Origin of the sequence: Brevundimonas albigilva, assembly GCF_023573565.1 — a bacterium.
GTDB lineage: Bacteria > Pseudomonadota > Alphaproteobacteria > Caulobacterales > Caulobacteraceae > Brevundimonas > Brevundimonas albigilva.
The window spans coordinates 2,493,671-2,517,763 of record NZ_CP097649.1; the positions used below are offsets into that span (position 1 = coordinate 2,493,671).

Annotated in this window: 23 protein-coding genes; 16 read left to right on the plus strand and 7 right to left on the minus strand. The window is 70.1% G+C overall.

All coding sequences use genetic code 11. The features are described 5' to 3' along the window. Positions 1-25 precede the first annotated feature (25 nt). The gene (locus M8231_RS12395) at positions 26-1,525 is read right to left on the minus strand and encodes a phosphomannomutase/phosphoglucomutase (protein ID WP_250201564.1); all 1,500 of its coding nucleotides are present in this window, start codon (positions 1,523-1,525) and stop codon (positions 26-28) included. A 257-nt stretch (positions 1,526-1,782) separates the two neighbouring features. Here M8231_RS12395 and gpmA point away from each other — a divergent pair, with 257 nt between their 5' ends. From gpmA to M8231_RS12410, 3 genes are read left to right on the plus strand one after another with little or no spacing between them, the layout of a single operon-like run. Then, positions 1,783-2,496 (plus strand): 2,3-diphosphoglycerate-dependent phosphoglycerate mutase, encoded by a 714-nt coding sequence (gene gpmA / locus M8231_RS12400; protein WP_249749682.1) that lies wholly within the window; start codon positions 1,783-1,785, stop codon positions 2,494-2,496. Further along, the gene (gene ribD / locus M8231_RS12405; RefSeq protein ID WP_249749681.1) at positions 2,493-3,122 is read left to right on the plus strand and encodes a bifunctional diaminohydroxyphosphoribosylaminopyrimidine deaminase/5-amino-6-(5-phosphoribosylamino)uracil reductase RibD; all 630 of its coding nucleotides are present in this window, start codon (positions 2,493-2,495) and stop codon (positions 3,120-3,122) included. The genes gpmA and ribD overlap by 4 nt, the downstream gene beginning before the upstream one ends. Before the next feature lie 46 nt (positions 3,123-3,168). Beyond that, on the plus strand, positions 3,169-4,437 hold the full coding sequence (locus M8231_RS12410) for a pentapeptide repeat-containing protein (protein WP_250201565.1): 1,269 nt from the start codon (positions 3,169-3,171) through the stop codon (positions 4,435-4,437). A gap of 6 nt (positions 4,438-4,443) precedes the next feature. Here M8231_RS12410 and metK read toward each other — a convergent pair whose 3' ends face one another. Together metK and M8231_RS12420 are read right to left on the minus strand one after the other, a co-directional pair. After that, positions 4,444-5,634: a methionine adenosyltransferase gene (gene metK / locus M8231_RS12415; protein WP_249749680.1), complete on the minus strand. Its 1,191-nt coding sequence runs from the start codon at positions 5,632-5,634 to the stop codon at positions 4,444-4,446. A 151-nt stretch (positions 5,635-5,785) separates the two neighbouring features. Continuing rightward, entirely contained in the window at positions 5,786-6,139 is a 354-nt protein-coding gene (locus tag M8231_RS12420) for a helix-turn-helix domain-containing protein (RefSeq protein WP_249749679.1), read from the minus strand. A gap of 308 nt (positions 6,140-6,447) precedes the next feature. On the opposite strand from M8231_RS12420, the gene M8231_RS12425 reads away from it, so the two are divergent. Together M8231_RS12425 and M8231_RS12430 are read left to right on the plus strand one after the other, a co-directional pair. Then, entirely contained in the window at positions 6,448-6,837 is a 390-nt protein-coding gene (locus M8231_RS12425) for a TadE/TadG family type IV pilus assembly protein (RefSeq protein ID WP_249749678.1), read from the plus strand. Position 6,838: 1 nt separating this feature from the next. Beyond that, positions 6,839-8,482, plus strand: a complete 1,644-nt coding sequence (locus tag M8231_RS12430; RefSeq protein WP_250201566.1) for a TadG family pilus assembly protein — start codon at positions 6,839-6,841, stop codon at positions 8,480-8,482. 3 nt (positions 8,483-8,485) lie between these two features. Here the strand turns inward: M8231_RS12430 and M8231_RS12435 are convergent, their stop codons facing one another. After that, on the minus strand, positions 8,486-9,841 hold the full coding sequence (locus M8231_RS12435; RefSeq protein ID WP_284150790.1) for a M23 family metallopeptidase: 1,356 nt from the start codon (positions 9,839-9,841) through the stop codon (positions 8,486-8,488). A gap of 376 nt (positions 9,842-10,217) precedes the next feature. On the opposite strand from M8231_RS12435, the gene M8231_RS12440 reads away from it, so the two are divergent. The 4 genes from M8231_RS12440 to M8231_RS12455 all read left to right on the plus strand — a co-directional run bounded on the left by M8231_RS12440 (position 10,218) and on the right by M8231_RS12455 (position 14,356). After that, positions 10,218-13,409, plus strand: a complete 3,192-nt coding sequence (locus M8231_RS12440) for an intermembrane phospholipid transport protein YdbH family protein (protein ID WP_250201567.1) — start codon at positions 10,218-10,220, stop codon at positions 13,407-13,409. Between the two features lie 82 nt (positions 13,410-13,491). Further along, positions 13,492-13,680, plus strand: coding sequence for a YnbE family lipoprotein (locus M8231_RS12445; RefSeq protein WP_250201568.1), 189 nt, complete (start codon positions 13,492-13,494; stop codon positions 13,678-13,680). Between the two features lie 31 nt (positions 13,681-13,711). Then, positions 13,712-14,071 (plus strand): DUF1318 domain-containing protein, encoded by a 360-nt coding sequence (locus tag M8231_RS12450; RefSeq protein WP_250201569.1) that lies wholly within the window; start codon positions 13,712-13,714, stop codon positions 14,069-14,071. Positions 14,072-14,080: 9 nt separating this feature from the next. Then, on the plus strand, positions 14,081-14,356 hold the full coding sequence (locus M8231_RS12455; protein ID WP_250201570.1) for a hypothetical protein: 276 nt from the start codon (positions 14,081-14,083) through the stop codon (positions 14,354-14,356). 7 nt (positions 14,357-14,363) lie between these two features. On the opposite strand, the gene M8231_RS12460 is transcribed toward M8231_RS12455, so the two are convergent. Beyond that, on the minus strand, positions 14,364-15,491 hold the full coding sequence (locus M8231_RS12460) for a DNA cytosine methyltransferase (protein WP_249749672.1): 1,128 nt from the start codon (positions 15,489-15,491) through the stop codon (positions 14,364-14,366). 79 nt (positions 15,492-15,570) lie between these two features. Between M8231_RS12460 and M8231_RS12465 the strand changes: the two genes are divergently transcribed. Beyond that, positions 15,571-16,086 (plus strand): COG3650 family protein, encoded by a 516-nt coding sequence (locus tag M8231_RS12465; RefSeq protein ID WP_249749671.1) that lies wholly within the window; start codon positions 15,571-15,573, stop codon positions 16,084-16,086. Positions 16,087-16,089: 3 nt separating this feature from the next. Here the strand turns inward: M8231_RS12465 and M8231_RS12470 are convergent, their stop codons facing one another. Together M8231_RS12470 and M8231_RS12475 are read right to left on the minus strand one after the other, a co-directional pair. Then, positions 16,090-16,851, minus strand: coding sequence for a LytTR family DNA-binding domain-containing protein (locus M8231_RS12470; protein WP_250201571.1), 762 nt, complete (start codon positions 16,849-16,851; stop codon positions 16,090-16,092). Continuing rightward, positions 16,848-17,606: a TetR/AcrR family transcriptional regulator gene (locus M8231_RS12475; protein WP_249749670.1), complete on the minus strand. Its 759-nt coding sequence runs from the start codon at positions 17,604-17,606 to the stop codon at positions 16,848-16,850. Before M8231_RS12475 ends, M8231_RS12470 begins: the two co-directional genes overlap by 4 nt. A 177-nt stretch (positions 17,607-17,783) precedes the next feature. Here M8231_RS12475 and M8231_RS12480 point away from each other — a divergent pair, with 177 nt between their 5' ends. The 6 genes from M8231_RS12480 to M8231_RS12505 all read left to right on the plus strand — a co-directional run bounded on the left by M8231_RS12480 (position 17,784) and on the right by M8231_RS12505 (position 24,082). Next, positions 17,784-20,012 carry a TonB-dependent receptor gene (locus M8231_RS12480; protein WP_249749669.1) on the plus strand — a complete coding sequence of 743 codons (2,229 nt, stop codon included), beginning with the start codon at positions 17,784-17,786 and terminating at the stop codon, positions 20,010-20,012. Positions 20,013-20,140: 128 nt separating this feature from the next. Then, positions 20,141-21,511, plus strand: coding sequence for a spinster family MFS transporter (locus M8231_RS12485; RefSeq protein ID WP_249749668.1), 1,371 nt, complete (start codon positions 20,141-20,143; stop codon positions 21,509-21,511). 86 nt (positions 21,512-21,597) lie between these two features. Beyond that, positions 21,598-22,788, plus strand: coding sequence for an ADP-forming succinate--CoA ligase subunit beta (gene sucC, locus M8231_RS12490; RefSeq protein WP_249749667.1), 1,191 nt, complete (start codon positions 21,598-21,600; stop codon positions 22,786-22,788). Beyond that, the gene (locus M8231_RS12495) at positions 22,788-23,336 is read left to right on the plus strand and encodes a hypothetical protein (protein ID WP_249749666.1); all 549 of its coding nucleotides are present in this window, start codon (positions 22,788-22,790) and stop codon (positions 23,334-23,336) included. The genes sucC and M8231_RS12495 overlap by 1 nt, the downstream gene beginning before the upstream one ends. A 73-nt stretch (positions 23,337-23,409) precedes the next feature. Continuing rightward, positions 23,410-23,673 carry a ribbon-helix-helix protein, CopG family gene (locus tag M8231_RS12500; RefSeq protein ID WP_250201572.1) on the plus strand — a complete coding sequence of 88 codons (264 nt, stop codon included), beginning with the start codon at positions 23,410-23,412 and terminating at the stop codon, positions 23,671-23,673. Then, complete coding sequence (locus M8231_RS12505) at positions 23,657-24,082, plus strand: PIN domain-containing protein (protein ID WP_250201573.1); 426 nt, start codon at positions 23,657-23,659, stop codon at positions 24,080-24,082. Before M8231_RS12500 ends, M8231_RS12505 begins: the two co-directional genes overlap by 17 nt. The last annotated feature ends 11 nt before the right edge of the window (positions 24,083-24,093 follow it).

Sequence of the window (24,093 nt, forward strand, 5' to 3'; positions counted from 1 at the left end):
GAGGCGCCCCGCCATGCCCGACCCGTCAGATTTCCTGGTTGAAGGCGCCGATCTCGGGATAGGCGGCCAGGCGCGGCTTGACCTCCTTCCTGAACAGGTCGCGCATGTCGTCCTCGGACCGCATGCTCTCGACCACCACGACCAGTTCGGGCTTGTTGGACGAGGCGCGGACCAGCACCCACGATCCGTCCTCCAGGTGCACCCGAACGCCGTTGACGGTGATGGCCTCGACGATCTTGCGGCCCAGGATTTCCCCCCCGGCCTCGGCCAGGTCGGAATATTCCTTCACGATCCGCTCCAGCACTTCGTACTTCAGCTCGTCGTCGCAGTGCGGGCTCATGGTCAGGCTGGTCCAGGCGTCCGGCAGGGCCGCCTTCAGCTCCGACAGCGTCTTGCCCGGATTGCGGTCCAGCATGGCCAGGACGGCGCCGGCCGCGACCAGGCCGTCGTCGTAGCCGTGGCCCAGTTCGCCGGCCATGAAGAAGTGGCCCGACTTCTCGAACCCGGCCAGGGCGCCGATCTCGGCGGTCTTGCGCTTGATGTAGCTGTGCCCCGTCTTCCAATAGACGGTCTCCGCCCCATTGGCCTTCAGGACCTCGTCGGTCTTGTACAGGCCCGTCGACTTCACATCGACGACGAAGGTGCTGTTCGGATGGATGGCCGACAGGTCGCGGGCCAGCATCAGGCCGATCTTGTCGGCGAAGATTTCCTCGCCCGTGTCGTCCACCACGCCGCAGCGGTCGCCGTCGCCGTCGAAGCCCAGGGCCAGGTCGGCGCCCGTCTCCTTCACCCGCTGGGCCATCTGCACCAGCATGGCGTGGTCCTCGGGGTTGGGATTGTACTTGGGGAAGGTGAAGTCCAGGTCGGTGTCCATCTCGATCACCTCCACGCCCATGCGCCGCAGGGCGTCGGGGGCGAAGGCGCCGGCGGTGCCGTTGCCGCAGGCGCAGACCACCTTCAGCGGCCGCTTGACCTGAACCTTGGAGGCGACATCGGCGATGTATTTTTCGCGGAAGTCCTCGACCCGCACCAGCTTGCCGCCGTCGCGGGCCACGCCCTGGCCGTTCAGCACGATCTCCTTCAGGCGGCCGATCTCGTCGGGGCCGAAGGTCAGGGGCGGATTGGCGCCCATCTTCACGCCGGTCCAGCCGTTCTCGTTGTGGCTGGCGGTGACCATGGCCACGCACGGGGCGTCCAGTTCGAACTGGCCGAAATAGGCCATCGGCGACAGGGCCAGGCCCACGTCCAGCACCTCCATGCCGCCTTCCAGCAGGCCCAGGATCAGCGCCTGCTTGACGCTGAGGCTATAGCCCCGGAAGTCGTGGCCGGTGACGATCTTGGGCCTGACGCCGATCTCGTGGACATAGGTCGCCAGGCCCAGACCCAGCGCCTGGACGCCCAGCAGGTTGATCTCCTTCTCCAGGATCCAGCGGGCGTCGTATTCCCGAAAGCCGGTCGGCTTGACCAGCGCCTGCGTCTCATAGGCGGCCGTGTTCGGCTTCAGGTCCTGGCGGGGCTTCAGCATGGGAATCCTTGGGAAAGAACGGCGGGGCGACCGGGCCTTAGGGCCAGACCAGCGCCAGGGCGACCATCAGGACGACGCCGGTCAGGGCCAGCGCGAAGAACAGGCGGTCGGACATGGCGAAGGTATAGCGGCGGCCCCGGTGAAGCTGCAACAACGCACGGAGGACGATATGGCTCCGGTCGCCGCGTCGCCCGGCGAAAACTTGACCGGTTCGTGACGGCGTCCTACGCCCGACGGACCGCCTCCCGGAGACGCCCATGCCCCGCCTGATCCTGTTGCGCCACGGCCAGAGCCAGTGGAACCTCGAAAACCGCTTCACCGGCTGGGTCGACGTGGACCTGACCGCCGAGGGCGAGGCCCAGGCCCGGCGGGGCGGCGAACTGATCGCCGAGGCGGGTTTCAAGCCGGCGGTGATGTTCACATCGGTCCTGACCCGCGCCAAGCGGACCGGCGCCCTGGCGCTTCAGTCCGCCGGCCTGAAGGACGTTCCCGTGATCGAGGACTGGCGCCTGAACGAGCGCCACTACGGCGGGCTGACCGGGCTGAACAAGGCCGAGACGGCCGAAAAGCACGGCGAGGACCAGGTCAAGGTCTGGCGGCGCAGCTATGACACGCCGCCGCCCCCGTTGGCGCCGGGCGGCGAGTTCGACTTCACCACCGACCCCCGCTACGCCGGCAAGGCCATCCCGGACACCGAAAGCCTGAAGACCACCCTGGACCGGGTGAAGCCCTATTGGGACGAAGAGATCGCGCCGCGCCTGAAGGCGGGCGAGGACGTGCTGATCGCCGCGCACGGCAATTCGCTGCGCGCCATCGTCAAGCTGCTGTTCGCCGTGCCGGACGACAAGATCGTCGGTGTCGAGATCCCGACCGGCAATCCGCTGGAGATCGACCTGGACGATCAGCTGAAGCCGACCGCCGCGCGCTATCTCGATGCGTCGCGCGCCGAAGACCTTCCGGCCGTCGCATGACCTGGAGCGACGCCGACCGCGCCTTCATGGCCCAGGCCATCGATCTGGCGACCGGACGCATGGGCGAGACCTGGCCCAATCCGGCGGTCGGCTGCGTCCTGGTCAAGGACGGCCGCGTGGTCGCCCAGGCCGCCACGGCGCCGGGCGGGCGCCCCCACGCCGAGGAACAGGCCGTGCCCGCCGCCGGCGACCAGGCGAAGGGCGCGACCGCCTATGTCACGCTGGAGCCGTGCGGCGCCCGCTCGTCAGGCCGCAAGTCCTGCGCCCATTTCCTGGCCGACGCCGGGGTGTCGCGCGTCGTCATCGCCTGCCTGGACCCCTCACCCTTCGCCGCCGGACGCGGCACCGAGCGGCTGCGCGCCGCCGGCCTGACCGTCGAGACCGGCCTGATGTGCGAAGAGGGCGCGGCCCTGTGCGAAGGCTTCCTGCACCGGCTGGAGACCGGCCGGCCGATGGTGCGGGTGTCGAAGGACGGGGCCGGCTTCGACGGCCGTTTCGCCGCCTCTTCCAAGGCCGATCTGGTCACCGAACTGAAGCGGCTGGGCGAGGCCGGCTACACCCGCCTGTGGACCGCGCCCGGCGAACTGGCCGACGCCCTGCGCGACCAGGGCCTGCTGACCGAATAGCGCGGATCGATAATCTTTCTTAAGTCGGACGCCGTAAGGTGATCGGATGGTCGCCGTCGCCGAACCGATCGTCAGGAAGCGCCTTTCCCAGGCTGAGCTGGACGTGATCTGCGCCCGGCACGACCGTCTGTTCCAGGCGCGCCCCGGCGGCGCGCGCGCCGTCTTCGCCTGGCTGGACCTGACGGGCCTCAGCCTGAAGGGGCGCAATCTTTCCGACGCGGACTTCGCCGGCGCCTGTCTCGAGACCTGCGACCTGACCGGCGCCAAGCTGGACAACGCCAACTTCTTCGGCGCCGACATGCAGGACGCGATCCTGGCCGACGCCTCCCTGCGCCGCGCCGATCTGCGCGGGGCCTGCCTGCGCGGCGCGGACCTGTCCGGCGCCGACCTGTTCGAGGCCGACCTGCGCGAGGGCACCATCGCCGCCGCCGACGCCAAGCTGGGCTTCAAGGTCATCGAGCCGCGTCCCCGCGACCAGACCCAGGTCGGCGGCGCCTGCCTGGCCGGCGCCAATCTGCAGCGTTCCAAGATGTCCGGCGTCATCGCCATCAAGGCCGACTTTTCCGGCGCGGTGATGAAGGACTGCAAGCTGGTCCGGGCCAATCTGAAACAGGCCGACTTCCGCGGCGCCGATCTGGCCGGGGCCGACCTGTCGGGCGCCGACCTGTCGGGCGCCGACTTGCGCGACGCCATCCTGGTCGGCGCCAAGACCACGATGTGGCGCGCCGACGGGGCCGATCTGGACGGCGCCCTGACCGACACCCGCTGCGCCGGCGCGCCGGTCTCCGAGATGCCGGCCGCCGAAATGCTGCGCGAACACGCCCGCTGGTGCGAAAGCGGCGGCGCCCAGGGCCAGCCCTCAGTCTTCGACGGGGTCGACCTCCGGCCGCTGAAGTCGATCGTCGGCCTGAACCTGACCGCCCTGTCCGCCAAGGGCGCAGTCTTCTACGGCCTGGACATGGAGGGCGTGCAACTGCAGGGCGCGCACCTGGAGAACGCCGACCTGCGATCGGTCAACCTGCGCCGCGCGGACCTGCGGGGCGCGCGGCTGAGGGGGGCCAAGTTGACGGGCTCCGACCTGCGCGAGGCCCAACTGGGACCGCTGATGATCACGGCGGACCGGCTGCTGCCCGCCGATCTGACGGGCGCCAATCTGCGCGGCGCGGACCTGGCCGGCGCGGACCTGCGCCGCGCGGTCCTTGCGGGGGCGGACCTGGGTCGGGCGACCCTGCACGGCGCCCAGACCCGTCAGACGGACTTCACCGACGCCAATCTGACGGGCGTGCGCGGCCTGACCATCGACCAGGCCGCCTGATCGCGCTTACGCCAGGGCCTGCAGCTTTTCGACCAGATCGGTCTTTTCCCAGCTGAAGCCGCCGTCGGCGTCCGGCTCGCGGCCGAAGTGGCCATAGGAAGTCGTGCGGGCGTAGATCGGCTTGTTCAGCTTCAGATGCTCGCGGATGGCGCGCGGCGTCGCCCCGCCGATCAGTTGGGGCAGTTCGCGCTCCAGCACCGCCTCGTCGATCTTGCCGGTGCCATGCAGGTCGACGTGCACGGATTGCGGCTGGGCCACGCCGATGGCGTAGCTGAGCTGGATGGTGCAGCGGTCGGCCAGGCCGGCGGCCACGACGTTCTTGGCCAGGTAGCGCGCGGCGTAGGCGGCCGAGCGGTCCACCTTGGTCGGATCCTTGCCCGAGAAGGCGCCGCCGCCATGCGGGGCCGCGCCGCCATAGGTGTCGACGATGATCTTGCGGCCCGTCAGGCCCGCGTCGCCGTCCGGCCCGCCGATCTCGAAGATGCCGGTCGGATTGATGTGCCACACGGTCTCGTTGGTGATGAAGCCGTCGGGCAGCACCTCGGCCACCACCGGCTTGACCACCTCGGCCACCTGGGCCTGGGTCAGGCCCTTGGCGTGCTGGGTCGAGACGACGATGGAGGCGGCGCGAACCGGCTTGCCGTCCTCGTAGTACAGCGTGACCTGGCTCTTGGCGTCCGGCTCCAGCCGCGTGTCGCCGCCGTGCCGCAGCTCGGCCAGCTTACGCAGGATACGGTGGCTGTAGGCCAGGGTGGCCGGCATCAGTTCCGGCGTCTCGTTCGAGGCGTAGCCGAACATGATGCCCTGGTCGCCGGCGCCCTCGTCCTTGGTGTCCGTGGAATCGACGCCCACGGCGATGTCGACCGACTGGCCGTGCAGGTGGTTGGAGAACTCGAACGTCCGCCAGTGGAAGCCGTCCTGCTCATAGCCGATGTCCTTGACGGCGGCGCGCACGGCGGCCTCGATCTCGGCCTCGACGCCCGGCGCCCAGCCGCCGTCTTCCCAGATCCCCTTGCCGCGAATTTCGCCGGCCAGGACCACCCGGTTGGTGGTTGTCAGGGTCTCGCAGGCGACGCGCGCCTCGGGATCCTTGGCCAGGAACAGGTCGACGACCGTGTCGGAGATGCGATCCGCGACCTTGTCAGGATGGCCCTCGGAAACGCTTTCGGAGGTGAAGAGAAAGGACGAACGCGCCAAGCCGAAGGCTCCTGTCTGGGATGTGGCGAACACACATATAAAGACATGCTTATATCTTCAAGCGTTCGACATCCATCCCCGGCGCCGCAGACATGACAAAGCCCTCCCCGCCCGACGGCGAAGAGGGCTCAACGGCCGGAGCCGCGATGGATCAGTTGCGCAGGCCGCGCGCGACCAGCAGCAGGGCGTCGCGCTTGTCCGCGTCGTCGATGCCGCGGAAGGCCGACAGCAACTCCGACACGCCCGGCGCCGCCAGGACCAGCTCGTCCCCGTGCTCGCCGTCCAACTCGCCCAGCAGGGCTGCGCCGGTCGTCTTCAGCACCGCCGCGATCTGCAGCAGACGGGCGGCCGAGACACGGTTCACGCCGCGCTCGTACTTCTGAATCTGCTGGAAGGTCACTCCGGCGCCGGCGGCCAGTTGGGCCTGGGTGATACGGAGTTCTTCGCGGCGGCTGCGGATGCGGGTTCCGATCGCCACGTCAACGGGATCTACTGCGTCGGTCATTGGGGCCTGTAAAGCTCGACGAAAGCCGCGTGAGGCCTGAAAACACGGCGTCCGTCAAGGCCGCGCTCCTCATATTTCACGCAATTATACGCCCTATGCGGGTTGTCGGCGACGACTGCTCGCGCCAAGGCCCTGAAAGCGTTGAACAACGCGGAGTCTTCCCTACACAGGCGAAGACCGGGCCCATCACACGCCCAGACTGTGAACGCACACGCCCTGTTAATCCTGGCCGATATACAACCTATCCGTGCTGTCGAAGGAGCGCGGTCGTGGCCTCATCGTCTTCAGTCCGGAATTCGCCGCTGCGGATGCGGCAAGGCTCCGCCGCCGTCGAGTTCGCCCTGATCGGTCCTGTCCTGATCGCGCTTCTGCTGGCGGCGGTGGTGTATGGCGGCTGGTTTCTGCTGGCCCAGTCGGTGCAGTCCCTGGCGTCGGAGGCCGCCCGGGCCGCGCTGGGTGGGCTCGACGCCCAGGAGCGCGCCGCGCTGGCCCAGGCCGAGGCCGACGCCACAGTGGGCGATATCGGCGCCCTGGAGGCCCGGCGGCTGGCGCTGCGGGTCGAGGACGACGGCGTCACGGTGCGCGTGGTCGCCGCCTACGACATCCATGACCACCCGATCATGCTGCTGGGCGGGATGCTGCCCCGTCCCCCGGAGGTCATAGAACGTTCCGCCGTCGTCCGGTTCGGGGAGCGGTGAGGTGATCCGCGCGCGGAAGCTGCTGACGGATCGACGCGGCGCGGTCGGGGTGACGGCGGCGGCGGGCCTGGCCTTGCTCGCCCTGGTCGCGGCCATGGCGATCGACCTCGGCGGCCTGGCGCTGCACGCGCGGCGGCTTCAGGGGGCCGCCGACCTGGCCGCCCTGGCCGCGGCCGGAAATCTGGACGGAGCGGCCGCCGCCGCGCAGGCCACGGCCCAGGCCAATGTCGCGCGCGGTCCTCTGTCGGTGGAGACCGCGATCGGCCGCTACACGCCCGACAAGGCCGTGGCGCCCGAGAACCGCTTCAACGCGGGCGGCGGCGAACCCAACGCGGCCCGCGTGACGCTGACGGCGCCCGCGCCGCTGTTCTTCAGCCGGTGGCTGATGGGCCGCGACCGGGTCGTCGTCGCCCGTGACGCGACGGCGGCGATTTCCGACAGCCCCAAGGCCATGTTCAGCCTGGGCTCGCGCCTGGCGCGGCTGGATGGCGGCGTGGCCAACCAACTGCTGACCGGCCTGACCGGCAGCCAGGTGTCGCTCAGCCTCATGGACTACCGCGCCGTGGCGGACCTGGACGTCAATCTGCTGGCCTTCACCGACGCCCTGGCCACGCGCCTGGGCGTGACTGCTGGAGATTACGACGCCCTGCTGGGGACCACGGTGGACGCAGGAACCGCGCTGGGCGTCCTGGACGCGCTGGCGGGCGGCCGGGACGGCGGCGCGCTGGGCAAGCTCACCGGCGCGGCGGCGGGGGTCAAGGTGCCCCTTGGGCGCCTGATTGGGGTCGACGCCCAGGCCCCGGACGGACTGCGCGCCGGTCTGGACGCGGAGGTCTCGGCGCTGGACCTGATCACCGCCATGCTGGAGGTCGGCGCCGGCGACCGGCAGATGGCGCTGAAGCTGGACGCGCCGCTCGGCGTGGCCGATCTGAAGACCCGCCTGGCGATCGGGGAGCGCCCCAATCGCTCGCCCTGGCTGACCGTCACCGGGACGGGGGCTCCGATCATCCGCACGGCGCAGACGCGCCTCTACATCCGCCTTAGGACGTCGGCCAAGCTGGCCGGCCTGGCGCAGGTGGACCTGCCGATCCTGGTGGAGCTCGCCGCGTCGGAGGCGCGACTGAACGCCCTGTCGTGCCGGCCGAACGAGGCGGTCGAGGTGGGGGTGCGCCCCGGCCTGGCGCGCGCCATGGTCGGCGTGGTGGACGAAAGCCGCCTGGATGATTTCAAGCGCCCGCTGAACCCGCAGCCCGCCACGATCCTGTCCCTGCTTGGCCTGGTCGTGCTCGACGCCAAGGCCGACATCGAGGCGGCGGACACGCGCTTCAAGGCTCTACGGTTCGACCGCGCCGAGATCGACGCCGGCGCGGTCAAGACCGTCGCCTCCCGCCATCTGGCCGACAGTCTGATCGCCTCGCTGCTGCAACGGCTGGAGCTGACGCCCCGCGTGCTGAACCTGCCGCTCGATCTGGGAGGGCTGACGCGGGCGCTGGGCGGCCTGCTGGCGCCGATCGGGCCGGCGCTGGACGCCCTGCTGAACCCGGTCTTCGACCTGCTGGGTCTCAGGTTCGGAGAGGCGGACGTGCAGGTCCACGGCCTGTCCTGCCCCGACCAGGGCCGGGGCCTCCCCAGGCTGGTGGGATGACGATCAGGCGCTGGCGGCGCGCAGGCCGGCGGCCGACGCCTGCTGGATCGCAGGCCGGCGCTGGCCGCCCGAGGCGATGATGCGGTCGATGCGGCTCTTTTCGGCGCGGAAGGCGGCCAGGTCAGCGCCGGTCAGTTCCGTGCCCTCCTGGGTGCGGATGCCCGCCGGATTGATCCGCTGGCCGTTGCGCCAGATTTCATAGTGAAGGTGCGGGCCTGTCGAGGCGCCGGTCGAGCCGACGTAAGCGACAACCTGGCCCTGGCTGACGCGCTGGCCGGCGCGGATGCCCGAGCCATAACGCGAGAGGTGGCCGTAGCCGCTTTCCAGGCCGTTGGCGTGGCGAATGCGCAGCCAGTTGCCGTAGCCGCCCCAACGACGGGCCTCGACGACCACGCCGTCCGCCGGCGCGACCACCGGCGTGCCGGAGCCGGCCGCGAAGTCGATGCCCTGGTGCATCTTGCGGAAGCCCGAGATCGGGTGCGTGCGAACGCCGAAGCTGGAGCTGATGCGGCGGAAGCTCTGCAGCGGCGTGCGCATCATGGCCGAGCGCAGGTTCTTGCCGTTCTCGTCGAAGAACTGGTCTTCCTTCGCGCCGGCGGGACGGAAGCGGTAGAAGGTCCGGCCCTTGAGTTCGGCGTACATCAGGTCGCCGACGCCGACCGTGCGGCCGGCCTCGGTGACGTCGCGGTCGAACACCAGGGTGAACTCGTCCGAGGCGCGGATGTCGCGCTGGAGATCGAACTTGGTGGCGAACAGGCGGCTGGCGGCGCGCACGATGGAGGCGGTCGCGCCAAGTTCGCGGGCGCTGGCCGACAGCGAGCGCTCCACGTCGCCCTTCAGCACGACGGTCTCGTGGGTGACCTTTTCCTCCAGCGAGCGCAGGCGAAGCGCGCCGTCGAAGCTGCGCGACACCGTCAACTGGCTGGCCGGGCCGGTCCGCATGGTCAGGCCGATCAGGCGGGCGTCGCCCCAACCGTCCCTGGGCTTGGCGATGGCCGTCTCGAACCGAAGGCCGGCGCGAAGCTCGGTCAGGTCGAAGGCGTTGGCGATGGTGGCGGCGACGGCGCTGGCTTCCTCGGCGGCGACGCCGGTGCGGCGCACGGCCTGCTCGAAGGTCTCGCCGCGACGAATCTGAACGGGAACGGCCTCGGGGGCGGTCAGGCCGGCGGGCGATCCAGCGGCGGCGAAGGCTTCGGCCTCCAGCGCGGCGATCTGGGTGGCGGACAGAGGCGAAACCTCTTCCGCCTGGGCGGGTTGATAAGCGCGTCCGGCGAACAGAGCCACCGATATGGCGGCGACCGCGGTCAGCATGTGCGGCGCAAGGCGCATGTGCTGCCGGCGTGGGTCGAACTGAGCCATCGTTCCCCGTCTGTTGGCGACGCCCCTAGGGCGCCAAAGCGTACTGCAGCGAAGGCTCGCGCCCAAGGCCCCGGACGCGAAGGCAAGCCCTATAGCCCGCCTGTACCAGTTTGGGAAGACAGTCCGTTACAAATGGTTAACGGGCCGACATCTTCTGTAAACGTTTCACTTTTCGCGCCGACGGTTCAGAGAACACGTTAGAGAACATGAGGGGCGTGCGCGCCGCGCTTGTTGACATTCCCGCCCTCTTGTCGCCCAGCTTGGCTGCAACGCATGCCCGCCGGATGGTGTTCGCACGCCTGGATATCGATCTTGTGCTGACCTCGGGCGACATCGATTCTGTCTCAGTTCTCACCTCTCGCTTGACGCCAATCGCTTGACCGACGCCCCGGCCGATCCGAAGCCCGCCCCCGGGCGTCCGCCCTCGCCCCGCTCGGCGCGCCTGGCGCGGCGGGCCGGCGCGACCTTGCTGGTCGTGCTGATCATCGCGGCGGTGGCGCTGGCCGCCCTTTACCTGAACCGCCGCGCGGCGGCGCGGCAGGCGCTGGTGGGCTGGCTGGACCAGCGCGGCGTTCCGGCCGAGGTCGAGGTGGAGCGGATAGAGCTGGACGGCTTCGTCGGCCGTATCCGCATCGGCGATCCGGCCAACCCCGACGTGACCGTGGAACGGGTCGAGGTCGACTATGCGGTCGGCCTGCCGTGGTCCCGCGCCGGCCTGGGCGTCACGCCCAGCCGCATCCGGCTGGTGCGCCCCGTGGTGCGCGCCGCCTGGCGTGACGGAAAGCTGTCGCTGGGCGCGCTGGATCCGGTCCTGAAGGAGTTCACGGGACAGCCGCCGCGCCCGGATTCCCGCGCGCCCGTGGTCATCGTCGAGGACGGCCGCGCCCGCGTCCAGACCGAATACGGACAGATCACCGTGCGCGGCGATGCGCGCCTGGACGACGGCAAGCTGATGCGCCTGGCCGCGGACGTGGCCGCGCCCGCGCTGAAGAGCGGCGACATCCAGGCGCAGGGCCTGGGCGGGCGCATCGACCTGGCCACGCGCGGCGACCGCGTGGCCGTGACCCTTGCGGCGACGGCGGCGGCCTTCGACGCTCCGGCGGCGGCCGGCCGGACAGCGCGGCTGACGCTGCAGGGCGACCTGCCCTATCCGGACCTGAAGACGCGCCGCGGCGACGGCCGGGCGATCCTGGACGCCCGGCTGACCGCCGACAGCCTGGGCCCAACGGGTCTTCAGGCCCGCCGGGCCGATGTCGCCTGGCGCTTCGACGGGCGGACCGCCGGGTGGCTGGAGACCTTCCGCATCGAGGGCCGCCAGGACCTCGACCTCAAGGCCGAGACCGTCGAGGGGCTGGACCTCCGTGTCGCCCGCCTGGCCGCCCAGGCCGATGGCGGCCGCCTGGTGGTGGCCCGCGACGACGACCTGCGTTGGAGCGTGGACACGCCGCTCCGGCTGACCGCGGCCTCCGCCCGGAGCGGAGAGGCCCAGGCGCGCGGCGCCGACATCCGCATCGGCGACCTGAGCCTGGGCGGACGCGGCGCGGCCGTGGAGGCGACCGGCCAGGCCGACGTCGCCTTCGACGCGCTGGGCTTCGCCGACCTGACCCTGCGCCAGGCCCGGGGCCGGATGGCGCTGGACCTCGTCCAGGACGGAGCGATGCGGATCGGGCTGACCGGCGGCCTGCGGTCCGCGGAGGCGTCGTGGCCGCTGTTCGGGCCGGTCGCGGGCGACGACCTGCCGGACCTGGCGGAGATCAAGCGGGCGCTGGGGGCCTTCGCTCTCGACGCCCCGGCCTTCGCCATCGAGACCGGCAGCGAGGGCACGCGCGTCAACCTGGCCCGGCCCGCCGTTCTTCGGCCGATGAACGGCGGCGCCTTGACGGTGAGCCCGTCGGGACAGGCCGTCTATCAGGCCGAACCGGGCCGCCTGGGCGGCGGCGCCCTGGCGCTGAAGGCGACGCGCGGGCGCGGCCTGCCCGAACTGGACGTCGCCGTGCCGGAATGGCGCCTGACGCCCGGCGGCTTCGAGGCGCGACTGGACGGCCGCGCCGCGCTCGATTTCGACCTGGCGCGCGGCGTCAAGGCGCGGACGGCGGGCCGGCTGGCCCTGACGGACGGAACCCTGACCTATGCGCCGCAGGGTTGCATCGGGCTGACCGTCGACCGGCTGGAGCTGGACGAGAACGACGTCCACCAGATCGCCGGCCGGCTATGCCCGCAGGACGGCCCCCTGTTCGCCTCGCGCGAAGGCGTCTGGCGCGTGCGCGGCGCCTTCCAGGAGGCGCAGGCCCAGGCGCCGTTCCTGGGAATGCGGTTCGAACAGGTGGCCGGCCAGGTCGCGGTGGACGGCGGCCCCGCGGGGATCGGCCTGACGGCGACCGTGGGCGACGCCCGCGTCGTCGACGCGACCGACCCGCGGCGCTTCCATCCGCTCACGGCGCGGGGCCAGGCGCGCCTGGCGGGCGAACGCTGGACCGGCGCCTTCGACCTGAGCCGCGCGGGCGCGGCGTTGGGCGACCTGGCCCTGGCGCACGACGGCCGCACCGGCGCGGGGGGATTGAGCATCCACACCCCCCAGATCGTCTTCGCCGAACACGGGCTTCAACCGTCGGACCTGTCGCCCCTGCTGGACGACTTCGTCCAGTCGCCGGTGACGGGATCGGTCGGCTTCGAGGGGCGCTTCGACTGGACCAAGGACGCCGAACCGACCTCGAGCGGCCGCCTGACCGTGCCCGGTCTGGACTTCGTCAGCCCGGCGGGACCGATCGAAGGCTTGAAGGGCGACATCGTCCTGACCAGCCTGACGCCGCTGGTCACGGCGCCGGATCAGCACTTGACGATCGACCGGCTGGACACGGCGACCGACGCGACGGCCCTGGACCTGACCTTCTCGCTGACGCCGACGGCCCTGGAGGTCGCCGGGGCGCGCGTGGCGGCGGCGGGCGGCTTCGTCTCCGTCGAGCCGCTTTCGATCCCGCTGGACTCGACGCAGCCATACAGCGGCGTAGTGGTGCTGGACCGCGTGCCACTGGGCCAGGTGGTTTCCGATTCCGGCTTCGGAGACAAGGTCAAGCTGGACGCCCTGGTCTCCGGCCGCCTGCCCTTCACCTCCGACCCCAGGACCGGCTTCAAGGTCGTCGGCGGATCGCTGGTCGCGGTCCAGCCGGGTCGGCTGTCGATCAGCCGGGAGGTGCTGACCGATGTGGACGCGGGCGGCGGAGGCGACGCCGTGCCGCCCGGCATGGTCGAGGACCTGGCCTACCAGGCGATGGAGAACCTGGCGTTCGAGGTGCTGACCGCCGACGTCAACAGCCGCGACGACGACCGCATGGCCGTGCTGTTCCACATCCGGGGCCGCCACGATCCGCCCCAGCGGCAGGAGCTGCGCCTGACGATCAGCGACCTGATCAGCCGGCGCTTCCTGAACCGCACCCTGCCCTTGCCGTCCGACACCGGCATCGACCTGACGCTGGACACGACGCTGAACCTGAACCAACTGATCGGCGACCTGATGGCGGTCAACCGCGCCCGCCAGGGCCAGGCCGAGGAAGACGCCAGCCGCCCATGACGGACGTCGCCATCATTCAGCCGCCGTTCACCGCCGGACGTGCTAGAACATCCTTCAACCTTGGCCGAACGGAGCCTTCGCCATGATCACCAAGCGGCAGTTGGCCGGCCTCGGCCTTGGAGCGGCGGTCGTCGCCGTCTCGGCCTGCGCCCCCACCATCCGTCTGGAAGTCGCGCCGATCCAGATCTATGCGAAACTGGACGCCGACGTTCGCGTTCGCCTGGATCAGGAGTTGCAGCAACTGCTCCAGGAAAATCCGAACCTCTTCTGATCGCCTCGCTCTTTTGAAAGGACAGGCTGACATGACCTTCCGCAAGCTCTTCGTGATCGGGGCCGCCGTCGCCGCGCTGGGCGTGGCCGGCGCCGCCGTGGCCCAGACCGCCGCCCAGAAGTCGATGATCGACCAGGCCAAGGCCCAGGGCGTGGTCGGCGAACAGGCCGACGGCTACCTCGGCTTCCGCTCCTCGTCTTCGGACGCCGCCCTGCGCGCGGCCGTGGACGCCACCAACAGCGGCCGTCGCGCCGCCTACGCCCGCAGCGCCGCCGACGCCGGCACCAGCGCCGACGTCGCCGGGGCCCGGATGTTCGAAAGCCAACTGTTGCCGCGCATCCAGTCCGGCCAGTGGTATCGCAACCCCCAGGGCCAGTGGGTCCAGCGCTAGGCCGATCCGATGCGCGGTCCCGGGCGTGACCGGATCGTCCGCCTTCTGCTGGCGCTGTTGCTGGCGGGGTTCGTCGCCGCCGTCGCGACCGCCTTGCTGAACGTCGCCTGGTCGCTGATGGGCGGCGGCGACCTGACGCTGCACGGCTGGATCGCCTTGACCCTGGGCGTCGTCGGCACGGTGCTGCTGACCTGGGTCCTGATGGCCCTGGCCTTCAAGTCGAACCGCGAGGGGTGGGACGACCGCGTGGACAACCGCCTGGATCCCGGCCGCGAGGACGACTGACGGCCGATCAAGCCGCGGCGCGGCTCGCCTGAAGGGCGGGCAGCAGCAGCCCCTGGGCCAGGGCCCGGACCACCGGCACGGCGACGGCGTCGCCCATCAGCTTCAGTGTGGCGCTTTCGCTGGACGGCAGGCGATAGTCGTCCGACACCCCCATCAGCCGCGCCGCTTCACGCCCCGTCAGGCGGCGCACCCGCGCCCGCCCCTGGTCGCAGACCACGACATACTGTCGCGACGAGCCGCCGGCCGGCGTGCGCAAGCAGCCGGCCAGGCCGTCGAACCGCACTTCCAGCCGCTGGACCTTGAGGCCGTTCTCCACCCGCACGCGACGATAGGCGGCCCCGACCCGGCGCTGTCCCGACGCGACGGCGGCGGCGATCCGCGCCCGGTGCAGCGGCGCGGCCAGGGACAGCACAGCCTCCGGGTCGTCCAGCCAGCCCGCCGTTTCGTCCGGCTCCAGAACGGCGGCGAGATCCAGATTGCGCCGGGGCGGCGTGGGCAAGGACCACCAGGCCCACGCCGCGCGCACCGCCTCGGGCAGCCGGTCGTGCGCGGCGACCACGCGGGGACTGTGAAAGGGCGCGATCGGTCCGGCGGCCTGCGGCGCCTCGCCTTGCACGGCGACCACGAACAATCGAGGCCGCGATTGCGGCAGCCACAGCGCCGCGTCCATCTCCAAGGCGCCGACGCGATAGCCGGCCTGGACCATGGCGGCGCACACGGCGGCGAAGTCGCGGCCCTGGCCCGAGGTCAGCAGGCCGATGACGTTCTCCAGCACGATGACGCGCGGACCCCGCCCCTGGGCCTGCAACTCCTGGATCAGTTTCCAGAAACCCCAGAAGGCGCCCGACCGACCCGCTTCCAGCCCGCCGCGCGCGCCGGCCAGGCTGACGTCCTGACAGGGCGAGGACGCCCAGCACAGATCCGGCCGCCCGGGCAGGTCCGCCGCCGTCAGCGCCCAGATGTCGCCCTGGCGGAAGGCCGTGCCGGGATGGTTGGCCCGAAAGGCCGCGGACTTCATGGAATCCATGTCGTTGGCGAAGGCGACATCCATCCCGCCCATGCCGGCGCCGTCCAGCCCCAGACCCGCCAGGCCGCCGCCGGCGAAGAACTCGAATACGGTCGGACGAATCGACATGGGGCGACCATAGCGCAGCCGGCGCCCTTGACCGAGGCCGGCGGGCTGCACACCTGCGGGTCTGAGAGAGGACCTCGCCATGCCCCCGATCACGCTTCGCAAGCGCGCCCGCGCCCTGCCGCCGACCCTGACCCTGGTGGGCCTGGTCCTGGCCGGCTTGACCCTGGCCGGATGCTACGACCGGCAGGAGAACGCGCCCAAGCCCGCGCCGGCGCCGGAGACGTCGGCCGAACTGGGCGGCGTGGACCTGTCGAGACCGGTGCGCGTCCTGGGAACCGAGCCCTTCTGGAGCGTCGAGATCACGCCGGACGCCCTGATCTACACCCGCATGGACCAGCCCGAGCAGCGCGCGCCCAACCGCGGGGTGACGGTGCAGGGCACGGTGGCGACCTTCACCACCACGACCAGCCTGAACCAGCCGCTGAACGTCAGCCTGATCGCCACCGAATGTTCGGACGGGATGAGCGACCGCACCTATCCGCTGACGGCGCGGGTCGAGATCGGCGACCAGACGCTGAACGGCTGCGCGGCGTCCACCGCCGCCATCATGGCCGGCGGCGAGTCCGGTCCGGTCGTCGAACCGGCGGCGGGCTGAGCCTCAGTACCAGCCGGCGGCGCGCAGGGCCCGGGCGTAGCGGCGGCTGACCGGCGCCGTCAGGCCGCCCTCCAGCGTCAGAACAGCACGACCGTCGCTGCGCGCCACGTCGCGCACCGCCTCGCGCGCGACCCACCAGCTGCGGTGCGTCTGCGCGCCCTCAAGACCCTGCAGCTCCTCCAGGGCGTCGGACAGCCGCATCAGGATCAGGTCCGACCCTCGGTCGGTGTGGATGCGCAGATAGTGATCCTCGGCCTGGACCGCCCGGATCGCGGCCCCCCTCAACCGGGCGGGAAGACGCTCCGGAAAGCGCGATGCGGTCCGGTCGACCGGACCCGGCGCATGGGTCTGGACCGGACGCGCGCGCGTGACGAAGACGTTGACGGCGCTGATGGCGGCGGTGATCGTCACCACATAGAAGGCGATCATCGGCAGGTGCGACAGGGGCATCATGCCCCCGTTCAGCGCCGGCCCCGTCACCGCCCAGACGACCACCGACAGCGGACCCGAGATCACCGCCGTCAACAGGACCACCGACAGCCAGGGCCGCTCGTCCAGCGCGACGATCCGGTCCAGCATCAACGAGCAGGCGTGGCCCCACAGCCCGCCCCCCACCATGACGGGAATCCAGTAGGACAGCCGCAGCCCCAGCGGCACGCGCCCGGTCTCGAAGGCCCCGGTCAGCGCCAGCAGCAGGCCGCCCGCCGCGGCCGTGGCCAGCCCCCGCGCCATGTCCTTCAGCCGCAGCCGCTCCGCCAGGCTCAAGGGCGATCGCTCCCGGGCGCGCAGACGGCGCGGAAGCCCGCGGCGGCGAAGCGGACCATGTAGTCGCCGGCGCTTTCCAGATCGCCCGAACGGCACAGGCCGTTCGACAACCGGTCCAGACGCCCCGTCTCGCCCAGCGTCAGGGTCAGGGCGCCCGAAAGGTTGTGATAGGCCCAGTACAGATCGACTTCCCGCGCGCCCGGCAGGACCTGGCGGATCAGCTCGATCAGGCGCCGCACCGCCGGGTCGAAATAGCGCGCCATCGTCTCGCCGCCGAAGGTGGGATTGGCGTTGGCCTGGGCCACCAGGGCCGCGTAGTGCTTCCATCCCGGCCCGCCCTTCAGCGACCATTCGAACGGGGGGCGCAGGAAGGCGTCCAGCAATCCCTCCAGCGTCATGTCCGAACCGGCCTGTTCGGCGTAACGGTTCACGGCGTCGACGCGCTCGCTGTTCCACACCTCGGCCCGGCGCAGGAAGACCGCATCGAACAGGTCGCGCTTGGCGCCGAAATAGTAGTGGACCAGGGCGGTGTCGACGCCCGCCTCGCGCGCCACCTCGCGGATGGTGACGCCATAGAAGCCATGCTTGGAGAACAGGTCCTCGGCCGCGTCCAGGATCAGGTCGCGGGTCTCCCCGGCGGCCTTGGCCTGGGCCTTGGGCGGACGTCCCCGGCGGGCGGGCGCCGCGCCCGCGGCGGCCTTGCGGCGGGCGGCGGCGACGGGGCGGGCGGCGATGGCGGCGTCCGGCTTGCTCATGCCACAGGCTTAGGCGGGGGCCGCGTCCGGTGCAACGGCGCCACGCCGCCCGCAGGACCTGACGCCGCTTCACCGCAAAGGTTTGACAGGGACGCGAAAGCGGGTCACGTTCGGGAAAATCATTGAACGCTGAATAAAAGCGTCAACGGGCTGGAAACGACAAAGGGGTTTAGGACCATGAATCGTCATGTGAAGTGCGCGCTGCTGGCCGGCGCGGCATGGGGCGTGCTCGCGGGGGCTTCGGCCGCCCAGGACGCCGAAGCGGCCGCCCAGGCGGCCAATGCGGATCAGTCCACGGCCACGGTCGAGGACATCGTCGTCACCGCCCGTCGCCGCGACGAGCAGTTGAAGGACGTGCCGGTCGCCGTCTCGGCCCTGAGCGCCGAGCGCCTGGAGCAGACCGGGGCGGTCGACATCACGGCGCTGCAACAGCAGACGCCCAACGCCACGGTGCAGGTGGCGCGCGGCTCCAACTCCACCCTGATCAGCTTCATCCGCGGCGTGGGCCAGCAGGATCCGCTGTGGGGCTTCGAACCCGGCGTCGGCCTCTATATCGACGACGTCTATGTCGCGCGCCCGCAGGGCGCGGTGCTGGACGTGTTCGACATCTCGCGCATCGAGGTGCTGCGCGGGCCGCAGGGCACCCTGTACGGCCGCAACACCATCGGCGGCGCGATCAAATACGTCACCAAGCGCCTGGACCGAGACCCCAACCTGACGGCGCGGGCCGAGTTCGGCAGCTATGACGAGCACAACTTCCTGCTGTCGGGTTCCCTTCCCGTGGGCGACACCTTCGCCATCGGCGCCGCCGTCGCCAGCTACAATCACGACGGCTACGGCGAGAACCTGTTCACCGGCGAGGACCAGTACGACAAGGACGTGATGGCCTATCGCGCCAGCGCGGAGTGGACGCCCAGCGACGACCTGTTCTTCCGCCTGGCCTGGGATCGCGTGGAAGACGATTCCGCCCCCCGTCACGGCCACCGCGAGGTCATCTCCACCGACGGCCTGTGGACGCCGCCGGCCAGCGAATACGACACCTACGCCGGCATCACGGGCGAGCAGAAGGTCGTCACCGAAGGCGTGTCGCTGACCGGCGAATACCGCGTCAACGACTGGCTGACCCTGAAGTCGATCACCGCCTATCGTTCGGGCGACACCCAGACGATCATCGACTTCGACGAGACGCCGAACCCGACCCTGGACATCCCGGCCATCTATTCCGACGACCAGTTCACCCAGGAATTCCAGGCCCTGTTCACCGGCGACCGCTGGTCGGGCGTGGCCGGTCTGTTCTATCTGGACGGCACCTCGTCGGGCGCCTTCGACACCATCGCCGGCAACCTGGGCCTGTCGATCGCCGCCGCCGGTTCGGTCGACACCCAATCCTTCTCGGCGTTCGCCGACTTCAGCTACGATCTGACCGACCGACTGCATCTGTCGCTGGGCGGCCGCTACACCAAGGATGACAAGGACGCTTCGGTCCTGCGCCTGTTCTACCTGGGCGCCACGCGCACGCCGTTCACCGGCGGCGTTGACCGCCCGGTGTTCGCGGTTCGCACGGACTACACGGCATCGGACACCTTCGAGAAGTTCACGCCGCGCGCCAGCCTCTCGTACGACTTCTCGGACCAGATCACGGGTTACGCCTCGGTCAGCCAGGGCTTCAAGTCGGGCGGCTGGGATATGCGCGGCGACGCCGCCCTGGTGCCCCAGACGGTCAATGGCTATCAGCCCGAGACGGTCACCGCCTATGAACTGGGCCTGAAGGGTTCGGCCTTCGACCGGCGCCTGTCGTTCGCGTCCGCGGTCTTCTATTCCGACTATCAGGACCAGCAGATCACGACCCAGCAGGTGGCGACCCCGCCCGCCGTCGGCATCGCCTCGGTGGTCGACAACGTCGGCGCCTCGACCATCTACGGCTTCGAGCTGGAGGGATCGGCCTTCCTGACCGACGACATCACCGCCAACTTCTCGGTCGGCTATCTGAAGAACGAGTTCGACGAGTTCATCACCCTGGTCACCGGTACGCCGGTCGACATCTCCGACACGCGCGAGCCCCAGAACTCTCCGGAATGGTCGGCCTATTACGGCATGACCTGGCGTGGCGACATCATGGGCGGCGAACTGCGGGTCACGCCGTCGCTGTCCTATCGGTCGGACTACCATCTGTTCGATATTCCCGATCCGATCCTGGACCAGGACGGCTATGTCCTGGCCGACGCCAGCGTGATCTGGACCGCGCCCAGCGAGCGCTGGGAGATCGGGCTGTTCGGCCGCAACCTGACCGACGTCCGCTACCGGGTCGGCGCCTACAGCTTCCCCGGCGCGACCTACAACAACTCGATCAGCGCCTTCTACGGTCCGCCGACGACCTATTCGGCCCGCCTGACGGTCAAGTTCTGACCCGACGCGCAACGACATGGGGGCGGCGGTCGCAAGGCCGCCGCCCTTTGCTTTCCGGCGAGGCTTATGGCTAGCCTCGCCCCCGACAAGACAAGAACGATCGCACGAATGATCGAAGGGAAACGCCGATGACGACCGCACCGTCGCGCGAGGCCGCGCCCGCCTCGGGCTACCGCTACTATGTCCTGGCGGTCCTGATCTTCGTCTATATGCTGAACTTCCTGGACCGGCAGATCGTCGGCATCCTGGCCACGCCGCTGAAGGCCGAGTTCGGCCTGACCGACGCCCAGTTCGGCCTGATGGGCGGCCTGGCGTTCGCCCTGCTCTACTCCACCCTGGCCATCCCCATCGCCTGGCTGGCCGACCGGTTCAGCCGCGTCTGGATCATGACCGCGGCCCTGACGGTCTGGAGCGGTTTCACCGCCCTGTGCGGCGCGGCGGGATCGTTCGGCCAGCTGTTCCTGTGCCGCATGGGCGTCGGCGTGGGCGAGGCGGGCGGCGTGGCCCCGGCGTATTCGCTGATCGCCGACTATTTCCCCAAGTCGCAGCGCGCGCGGGCGCTGGCGGCCTACGCCTTCGGCATTCCCATCGGCACGGCGGCGGGCACCCTGGTCGGCGGCCTGCTGGCGGCGACCTACGGCTGGCGGACCGCCTTCATCGTGGTCGGCCTGCTGGGCGTCCTGGCCGCGCCGCTGCTGCGCCTGACCGTGCGCGATCCCAAGCGCGGCGGCATGGACGAGCCCGTCCCGGTCGAGACCGCGGCGCCCGCCCCCGTCGCCAACATGGTCGCCGCGCCGCCCAAGGCCCCGCCGTTCGGCCAGGTGCTGAAGACCCTGCTGCCCAAGCCCAGCTTCTGGCTGCTGTCGTTCGGCGCGGCGGCTTCGTCGGTCTGCGGCTACGGCGTCGCCGCCTGGCTGCCCAGCTTCTTCCAGCGCAGCTTCGGCCTGACCCTGGCCGAGACGGCCTGGTATTATTCCGGCATCGCCCTGGTCGGCGGTCTGACCGGCATCTGGCTGGGCGGCGCCGTCGCCGACCGGCTGGGCCGGGCCTCGCGCGGGGCCTATCCGCTGGTGCCGGCCATCGCCTTCCTGATTTCCGTGCCCTGCTTCCTGCTGGCGATGAACTCGGGCGCGATCATCGGCGCCGTCCTGCCGGGCGGGGACGCCAATGGCGCCGCCGCCCTGACTCTGGCCTTCGTCATCTTCCTGATCCCCACGGGGCTGAACCTGGCGTGGCTGGGGCCGATCACCGCCTCGGTCCAGCATCTGGTCCCGGCCAATATGCGCACCACCGCCTCGGCCCTGTTCCTGCTGATCAACAACCTGCTCGGCATCGCCGTGGGCATTTTCTACTTCGGCTGGATGTCGGACCTGCTTCGTCCCACCTTCGGGGACGAGAGCCTGCGCTGGGCCATCTACACCGGTATGGGCTTCTATCTGCTGGCCTCGGCCCTGCTGATCGGAGCCTCGCGCACGCTAAAGAAGGACTGGGTCGACTAGAGTCGCGACCGCCCCCTGTTGCACCTGCGAATGCGGGGGGCCTATAAGCCCCGCAACTTTCCCAGCAGCGGTTGCGGTGGTCCCCCATGAACATTCACGAATATCAGGCCAAGCAGGTCTTGAAGGGCTTTGGCGCCCCGGTCGCCCAGGGCGTGGCCATCACCTCGGCCGATCAGGCCGAGGCCGCCGCCAAGCAGCTGCCGGGTCCGCTCTATGTCGTGAAGTCCCAGATCCACGCCGGCGGGCGCGGCAAGGGCAAGTTCAAGGAACTGGGCGCCGACGCCAAGGGCGGCGTTCGCCTGGCCAAGTCGATCGAAGAGGTCGTCGCCCACGCCAAGGAAATGCTGGGCAACACCCTGGTCACCGCCCAGACGGGCGACGCCGGCAAGCAGGTCAACCGCCTCTACATCGAGGACGGCGCCGACATCGACCGTGAGCTGTACTGCTCGCTGCTGGTCGATCGCTCGGTCGGCCGCGTGGCCTTCGTCGTCTCGACCGAGGGCGGCATGGACATCGAGGCCGTCGCCCACGACACGCCCGAAAAGATCATCACCGTCGCCATCGACCCGGAAACGGGCGTGACCGACGCCGACGTGGCCAAGATCGTCTCGACCTACGGCCTGACAGGCCCGGCGGCCGAGGACGCCAAGACCCTGTTCCCGGCGCTCTACAAGGCGTTCGTCGACAAGGACATGGCCCTGCTGGAAGTGAACCCGCTGATCGTCATGACCGACGGCCACCTGCGCGTCCTGGACGCCAAGGTCAGCTTCGACGGCAACGCCCTGTTCCGCCACGACGACATGAAGGAACTGCGCGACGAGACCGAAGAGGACGCCAAGGAGATCGAGGCCTCCAAGTGGGACCTGGCCTATGTCGCCCTGGACGGCAACATCGGCTGCATGGTCAATGGGGCTGGCTTGGCCATGGCGACGATGGACATCATCAAGCTGTACGGCAAGGAGCCGGCCAACTTCTGCGATGTCGGCGGCGGCGCCGGCAAGGACAAGGTCGCGGCGGCCTTCAAGATCATCACCGCCGACCCCAAGGTCGAGGGCATCCTGGTCAACATCTTCGGCGGCATCATGCGCTGCGACGTCATCGCCGAGGGCGTGGTGGCCGCGGTCAAGGAAGTCGGTCTGAAGGTGCCGCTGGTCGTGCGCCTGGAAGGCACCAACGCCGAACTGGGCAAGAAAATCCTGAACGAGTCCGGCCTGACCATCCAGGCCGCCGACGACCTGGACGACGCCGCCCAGAAGATCGTGAAGGCGGTCGGCTGATGATCAGTCAGGCGGCGATGCTGGTCATCGCCGCCGGCGCACCGACCGGCGAAGTCCAGGCTGCGCCCCCGGTCGTGGCCGTGTTCGCGGACTCCTGCGCCTTGATCGCCGGAGATCGCGCGGCGTTGCGGCGTATCGCTGACACACGCGATTGGCCGCAGGTCCCGGTCGCCGAGGGTCAGGTTTCGGACAGGGTCGACTGGGCCGACGCCTACGCCGTCGGCTCTAGCACGATCTATCTCTTCTCCTATTCGGCTGGCAGCGCTTCAAGCAGCGGCACGGGATCGGTGGTCTCCGTGAGCTATCCCGGGGCCGTGATCTGTCGCGTGTCAGGTGTCTTGCAGGAAGGGTGGCGGGACCCTCTGCGCGAGGTCGCCGAGGACCGGCTGGGCATGACCCTGAATAGGCCGATTGTCCGACGTGATCCCGATGCCGACTTTCAGACGGCCTGGTGGAGCAGGGATGGCGATCAGATCGAGGGTCAGTACCGACGGCGCCAGAACACGATGGAGGTTACCTGGACGAGAACCGTCGCTCCGACGCCTTGACGGGCGCCTCGTGCTCCGACCGCCGATGCGTCCACGGATTGCGTGCTCCACATAACCCGTGTAAATCGGACGTGTGACCCGCAACCTGACTCTCGCCATCGACGACGACCTCCTCGACAAGGTGCGGGTGCTGGCGGCTATGAAACGGACCAGCGTCAACGAGATGGTGCGCGGCTTCCTGACCCGGCTGGTCGCCGAGGAACAGTCGAAGGACGAGGCGCGCGAGGCCCTGCTGAAGCTGATCGACGAGTCGGAAGGCCGTGGCGGCGAGGGCTGGCGTCCGCCCACGCGAGAAGAAACCTACAGCGGCGAGCCCCGGTTTGATCGCGAATTCTGACGTCTTCCTGGACACCAACGTGCTGCTGTACGCCGCCCTGGGCCGCGACCACGCCGGTCACCGGTGGGAGCGCGCGCGCGAGATCGTGCTGACCGAGGACTATTGCACCTCCGGCCAGGTGCTGGCCGAATTCTACAACAACGCCATTCGCAAGAGCGCCACGCCCCTGTCGCCTGACAAGGCCCGCGAGTGGGTGCGCGTCGTCGCCATGAAACCCTGCCAGCCGATCACGCCCGAGGTGGTCGTGGCCGGGATCGACAACGCCCGTCGCTACCAGCTCTCCTATTGGGACGGCGCGATCGTCGCCGCCGCCGAGCGCCTGGGCGCCAAGGTGCTGTATTCCGAAGACCTGAGCCACGGTCAGACCTACGGGTCGGTCCGCGTCGAAAACCCCTTCCTTCCCGCCTAACCAACAAGCGA